Consider the following 4,932-nt stretch of genomic DNA (forward strand, 5'->3'; position numbering starts at 1 on the left):
CTCGGCTACCTGCCGAAAATTGTGCAGGACCAGCTGTTCGACCTTCTCGTCATCCGCTCGACCGCGGTGATGACCAACGTGCCGGGCGCGCCTGAACCGCTCACCGTCGCCGGCAGCGTCCTCAAACAGTCGCTGTTCTGGGTGCCCCAGACGGCCGACACAGGCATGGGCGTTTCGATCCTGTCCTACGCCGGCAAGGTGCAGTTCGGCCTCATCACAGACGCTGCGCTGACGCCGCACCCTGAGGCGGTCGTGCGTCACTTCCCGGAGGAGTTCGAGAAGTACCTTTACTACGTGCTGCTCGAACCGCCGCCCGCCGAGGCGGACGCCAAACCGTCGCCGGCTCAGGCGCGTCGGGCGAAGACGAAGGTTCGAGGCGCGGCGCTCACTGACTGATCGGAGCGCCGGCGCGCCGCCGCGTGGACGTCTCCTGCGAGCCGGTTTCGATCCGTTCGATCCGGGGCTCTCAATCCGCTGCCGGTTTGTTCACCCGATCGCCATCAGACTGGCGTTGCCGCCGGCGGCGGCGGTGTTGGTCGCGGTCGCCCGCTCCTCAACCAGGGACAAGAGATCGTAGTCCTCTCCCGCAGCGAGGCGAGCTAAGGTCAAGGCCTGGACTCTGACGATCGGTCCCGGCCGGGCGGCGAGACGCCGCAACGCGTCTTCGATAACCTCGGCCTCGCCAGCGATGAGCGCGCTGGCGAGAGAAGGCGCATCGAGAGGCGCTAGGACCGTTTGAATGCGCCGGCCGAACTCTGGCGGCAGACTTTCCAGCACCGGCGCCACTCCGGGGCTGACGACCGCGTCATTGCCCGTCGCCAGGATTGTCCCGACCTGGATGAGCGCGACGCTCTCGTTGTCCGCGAGCGCCGCGACGCGGCCGCGCCGGCGCAAGGCGTAGACATTGCGTTCGCCGACCGGCCCGGGAAGCTCCACGCGCGCGCCGAGCGGCGAGCGCGCCATCAGCCCGACGCAACGCTCCGCCTCCGCCCCGTGGCCCGAGGCGCGAAGCCAGTCGATGAAGGCCCGCAAAGCGCCGAGCGCGGCGCCGTCTCCCTCGAAGCCTTGCAGCGCGACGGGAGGCGTTTCGGCGACGAGGCGCGAAAGATACAAGGGGCCGCCGGCCTTCGGGCCGGTTCCGGAAAGGCGCGAGCCGCCAAACGGCTGCACCCCGACCGTGGCGCCGATGATGTTGCGGTTGATGTAGATGTTGCCCGCCTCGATCCGTTCGGTGACGCGCGCGATGGTTTCGTCGATCCGCGTGTGCAGGCCGAAGGTGAGCCCGTAGCCGGCGGCGTTGACGGCGTCGATCAACGCGTCGAGCGCCTCGCGCCGGTAGCGGAGCACATGGAGCACGGGGCCGAACACCTCGCGCTCGACGTCGGCGACCGCGTTCACCTCGATGATCGCCGGTGTGACGAACGTCCCGCGCGCCGCCGCCTCGGGCGCCTGAGCCTGGGTGACGGGGAAGCCGCGCCCGCGCATCGCCTCGACATAAGCCTGGATGGCGCCGCGCGCTTCTGCGGTGATGATCGGTCCGACGTCGGTCGACAGGCGCCGCGGATCGCCGACTTCGAGTTCCGCCATCGCGCCTTTCAGCATCGCGAGCATCGTGTCGGCGACCTCCTCCTGCAGGCATAGGATGCGCAGCGCCGAACAGCGCTGGCCGGCCGAATCGAAAGCGGACGCCATGACGTCGGCTGCAACTTGCTCGGGCAAGGCGGAGGAATCGACGACCATCGCGTTGATCCCGCCTGTTTCGGCGATCAGCGGCAGAGGCGCGCCGCTCCCTGTCAGCCGCCCGGCGAGTTGCTTCTCGATCAGCCGCGCAACCGCGGTCGAGCCGGTGAAGACCACGCCCTGAATGCGCGGGTCCTGAACGATCGCCGCGCCGACCTCGCCCGCGCCCGGAACGAGCGCGAGCGCGTCCTCAGGGACGCCGGCGGCGTGCAGGATCCGGACGCTCTCGGCCGCGATCAGTGGCGTCTCCTCGGCGGGCTTGGCGAGGACCGCGTTGCCCGTGGCGAGAGCCGCCGCGACCTGTCCGGTGAAAATCGCCAGGGGAAAGTTCCATGGGCTGATGCAGGCGACGACCCCGACGGGCGATGCGCCAGGATTCAGGACTCTTACCGCTTCCGCCGCGTAATAGCGGAGGAAGTCCACCGCCTCGCGCACCTCGGCCACGGCGTTGGCGAAGGTCTTTCCGGCCTCGCGCACAATGAGCCCGACGAGATCGTCCGTCGCGGCCTCGAGCGCGTCAGCCGCCCCGCGCAGGACGCCGGCGCGCTCATTTGGCGGCGTCGCCGCCCACGCGGGGCCCACCCGCATCGCGGCGTCGATCGCTGCGGCGATCTCCTCGGGTCGCGCGGCGCGTACGTGGCCCACCACGTCCGAGTGATCGGCCGGGTTCAACACCGGATCGCCCGCGTCGCTTCCCGTGGCGCCTGGAGGGAAGGCGCGACGGACGGCGCGTCCGCTCGCTTCCAGCCTATCGGCCAGCGTCGCAAGCCGATGTTCACTCGAAAGGTCGAGCCCGCGCGAGTTGAGACGCTCGGCGCCGTAGAGCGCGCGCGGCGAGCGAATCTTCGCGTGCGCCGCACCGATCGGTTGAATGCGGCTCGCGACTGCGACCGGGTCAGCCACCAGGTCGTCGACGGAAATGCTCGCATCGGCGATGCGGTTGACGAACGACGTGTTGGCACCGTTCTCGAGCAGCCGGCGCACGAGATAGGCGAGCAGCGTCTCGTGCGAGCCGACCGGCGCATAGACCCGGCACGGGCGGTCGAGCTTGTCGCGTCCGACCACCTCCTCGTACAGCGGCTCGCCCATGCCGTGCAGGCACTGGAACTCATACTGCCCGCGATAGAAATTCGACCCGGCCATGGTCAGGACCGAGGCGAGCGTCTGAGCGTTGTGGGTCGCGAACTGCGGATAGACCGCGTCCGGCGCGGCGAGCAGCTTCCGGGCCGCCGCGAGATAGCTGACGTCCGTATGGACCTTGCGGGTGAAAACCGGAAACCCGTCCTGTCCTTCCGTCTGGGCGCGCTTGATCTCCGAGTCCCAGTAGGCGCCCTTGACGAGCCGGATCATCAGGCGCCGGCGAGCGCGCCGGGCGAGGTCGACGAGCCAGTCGACCACGAAGACGCAGCGCTTGCCGTAGGCCTGGATGACGAAGCCGAGCCCATTCCACCCCACCAGACCCTGGTCGAGGCTCAGCGCTTCGAGGATGTCGAGCGACAGGTCGAGCCGCTCGGCCTCCTCGGCGTCGATGTTGAGGCCGATATCGTAGGAACGGGCGAGTGCGGCAAGATGTTTGATGCGGGGCAGAAGCTCGTTCATGACCCGCGCGCGCTTGATGCGCTGGTAGCGCGGATGCAGCGCCGACAGTTTGATCGACACGCCCGGCCCCTCGTAGATGCCGCGCTTGCGCGCAGCGCGGCCGATGGCGTGCACGGCGCGTTCGTATTCGCCGAGATAGCGCGCTGCGTCTTCGGCGGTGGTCGCCGCCTCGCCCAGCATGTCGTAGGAGAAGGTGAACCCCTTCGCCTCCCGCTCGCGGCTCGCGTTTATCGCCTCGTCGATGGTGCGGCCGGTGACGAACTGCTCGCCCATCAGCCGCATGGCGACGTCGACGCCGGCCCGGATGATCGGTTCGCCGCCTCGGGCGATGAGCCGCGTCAGCGCCGCGCCGAGGCCCTGCTCGCTGCTTGTGCCGACCAGTTTCCCGGTGAGCACGAGGCCCCAGGTCGCGGCGTTGACGAACAGGGACGGGCTGGCGCCGACATGGGCGCGCCAGTCGCCCGGGGCGAGCTTGTCGCGGATGAGCGCGTCGCGCGTGGCGGCGTCGGGAATGCGCAGCAGCGCCTCGGCGAGGCACATCAGCGCGACGCCTTCCTGGCTCGACAGAGAATATTCGTAGATGAGCCCCTCGACGCCGCTCGAGCGTGTCTTCGCCCGCAGCCGGGTGACGAGGCTGCGCGCCAGCGCCTCGACCCGCTCGGCTTCGCCGGGAGTGAGCGCGGCGAGCGTGAGGAGCGGCGGCACGCATTCCGGCTCGGGTCGTCGATAGGCCGCCGTGATCGCGGCGCGCAAGGGGGTCTGATCGACGATCTCGGAACGAAACGCGGCGAAAGGACTGACGGACATGGCGATTCCCGGACGCACGACAAGCGGCTGACCGGCAATCCTAATGCGGCCAGCGTCAGGCGCCTATCTCGCGCCCCCAGACCCTCGCCGCCGCGACGTCCTGTCGCTCAGCCCGTGTGCGCGCGCAAGAACGCAAGCGTCTTCTCGTTGAATTCTGCGACGCTTTCATAGATCGGCGCATGGGCGCAGGTCTCGAAAACGACGATCTCGCTGCCGCCGATTCCCGTCTTCAGCGGTTCGGCGAAGCGGGTCGACGTGACCATGTCATGCCGGCCGAAGGTGATCTGGGTCGGGGCGGCGATCCTGCCGAGCCGGGCGAGCGCGTCATGCCCGATCACGGCGTTCGCCTGGCGGGCGAAGGCGTCGAGCGGCTGTTGCGGTCGGCTGCGGACGAAGGCCGCGAGCTGATCGATGGTGTCGGGCTTGGCGGCGTAGAACTCTGGCGTGAAGCACCAGGGAAAGATGCCTTGGATGACCATTTCGGGGACGCTGCCGAGCCCCTTCGCGATCGTCTGCCACCCTTCGACGACGGTCTTGAGAAAGGGATCGGTCCTGGTCCAGCAGCTATGGAGAGACAAGGACTTGACGCGCCCGGGATACTTGCTGGCGAGCCACAGGCCGGTCGCTGCGCCGAGTGACAAGCCGCTGACATGCGCCCGCTCCAGCCCTATGACGTGCATGAGCGCGGCGATGTCATCGGCGAAGAGTTCCGTCGAATAGGCGCCGTCGGGTTTGTCGCTTTCGCCCGCGCCGCGCGGATCGAGCGAGATGCAGGTGAAATGCTTG

At 68.8% G+C, this 4,932-nt stretch carries 3 protein-coding genes; 1 reads left to right on the forward strand and 2 read right to left on the reverse strand.

Going from position 1 to position 4,932, the window contains the following annotated elements; genetic code table 11:
* The coding region (locus tag ACLP25_RS10555) for a WS/DGAT domain-containing protein (RefSeq protein WP_442469150.1) at window positions 1-396 on the forward strand (396 nt) is incomplete at its 5' end.
* Between the two features lie 90 nt (window positions 397-486).
* On the opposite strand, the gene putA is transcribed toward ACLP25_RS10555, so the two are convergent.
* Both putA and ACLP25_RS10565 read right to left on the reverse strand, forming a co-directional pair.
* Window positions 487-4,185 (reverse strand): trifunctional transcriptional regulator/proline dehydrogenase/L-glutamate gamma-semialdehyde dehydrogenase, encoded by a 3,699-nt coding sequence (gene putA, locus ACLP25_RS10560; RefSeq protein WP_442469152.1) that lies wholly within the window; start codon window positions 4,183-4,185, stop codon window positions 487-489.
* 68 nt (window positions 4,186-4,253) lie between these two features.
* Window positions 4,254-4,932 (reverse strand): alpha/beta fold hydrolase (locus ACLP25_RS10565; RefSeq protein WP_442469151.1); only part of this gene is annotated, 679 nt, incomplete at its 5' end.

This window comes from Roseiarcus sp. (assembly GCF_052145395.1).
In the GTDB taxonomy this organism is placed as follows: Bacteria; Pseudomonadota; Alphaproteobacteria; order Rhizobiales; family Beijerinckiaceae; genus Roseiarcus.